Raw genomic sequence first — 1,371 nt, forward strand, 5'->3', positions numbered from 1 at the left:
TTTTTTCCTTTTCAATTCCTAATTGATAAGCAACATATTCTGTTGGAAAATAAAATTCATAAAGAGAACCATTTTCAATAGTTGAATTAAACTTAAAATTCCGAGTACTTAATTCTTTATCGGTTTTTAAGTAACCAATCGCATATTCAATTTGTTCACACAATTCTCCGTCAGAAATTAATTCCGAATTTTGTCCATAAATTGGAATTGTAAATAATAAAAGTAAAATTATTTTTTTCATTCGTGACGGTTTGTCCGCATTATACACAACGTGTTTGTGTATGATTAGTTGCGTGGTTGAGCAACTAATTTAGCAAACTTTTACGAACCTGAGAATATTCCGAAGGAATATTCCAGATGAGCAGAGACAAAGCAATTAATTATACACGGTGTTGGCAATAGTATTTTATTCCGCAATGTTTATTTTTCCAGAGTTCAAATACTTTTTACCAAAAAATCCTGTCTGAAAATCTATCTTTATTGTGTCTCCTTCTTTTATTTTATTCAAGTCGGATTCCGTAAACTTGTTTTCAGTTCTTTCAAAATATTGGTCTTCTAACGACTTAATTCCGACTTCTCCATTTTTCATAACGTAAGTGATTTCAAATCGTTCCGATATTTTTTCAGTATAAGTCATTCGGTTTATAAATAATCCAGAAGCAATTATGATACTTTGAATCCAGATAATATATACAATTCCCATAAATACAGAAAAAGCGAAAGTCTTCATTATTCTGAGTGTTATATCATTTTCGATTGATAAAAACCGATAAAAAACAAATAGAGAAATGAGAAATACAATTCCGATAATGATTAGCGTATCAGTCAGCTCAAAGTCAATCAAATCTCTTTCCAAATAGTAATTATATTGATATGGAATAAGTATTTTATAAATAAGAAGGAAAATTCCAAGACCAACTAACCATTTCCAATTTCGTTTGAGTCTTTCCATATTTATTATAGCATTTTGTTTTGCGTTCAGCTTGGATATTATTGCCAACGTGTTTGTGTATGATTAGTTGCGTGGTTGGGCAACTAAATTAGTAAACTTTTACGAACCCGTGAAAATTCCGCAGGAATTTTCGCAAGTAGGCAAGAACAAAGCAATTAATTATACACGGTGTTGTGTGTAGTGTTTTTAATCAGTTAAATTTTGATTCTAATATACTTTTTTCAATTAGCTTTCTTTTTTCGGATTCGCTAGATAAAATGATTATTTCTAATTGCTTTCGATCAAACATTCTACTGTAAACAGTAAACTCATAAGTTTCCCCATTCTCATTTTGCGTTTTCATATTGAACATTTTAAATTCAAGTCCATCAATGATTTTTTCGCTAGTATTTTTCTCTATTTTGGTATTCGGTCTGTCT

3 protein-coding genes are annotated in these 1,371 nt (G+C 29.9%); all 3 read right to left on the reverse strand.

Annotated elements, in window-relative coordinates; all coding sequences use genetic code 11:
• Positions 1–241: hypothetical protein (locus tag ACFQ13_RS07375; RefSeq protein WP_386115751.1), on the reverse strand; the 241-nt coding region annotated here is incomplete at its 3' end.
• 165 nt (positions 242–406) lie between these two features.
• Positions 407–730: a hypothetical protein gene (locus ACFQ13_RS07380; RefSeq protein WP_386115752.1), complete on the reverse strand. Its 324-nt coding sequence runs from the start codon at positions 728–730 to the stop codon at positions 407–409.
• A gap of 412 nt (positions 731–1,142) precedes the next feature.
• A partial coding sequence (locus ACFQ13_RS07385; RefSeq protein WP_386115754.1) for a hypothetical protein occupies positions 1,143–1,371 on the reverse strand: 229 nt, incomplete at its 5' end.

Source organism: Winogradskyella rapida, assembly GCF_042675845.1.
GTDB lineage: Bacteria > Bacteroidota > Bacteroidia > Flavobacteriales > Flavobacteriaceae > Winogradskyella > Winogradskyella rapida.

Excerpts from the sequence above, each read along its gene's own strand:
- ACFQ13_RS07380 (WP_386115752.1), bottom strand. The coding sequence starts at position 730 with ATGAAGACTTTCGCTTTTTCTGTATTTATGGGAATTGTATATATTATC.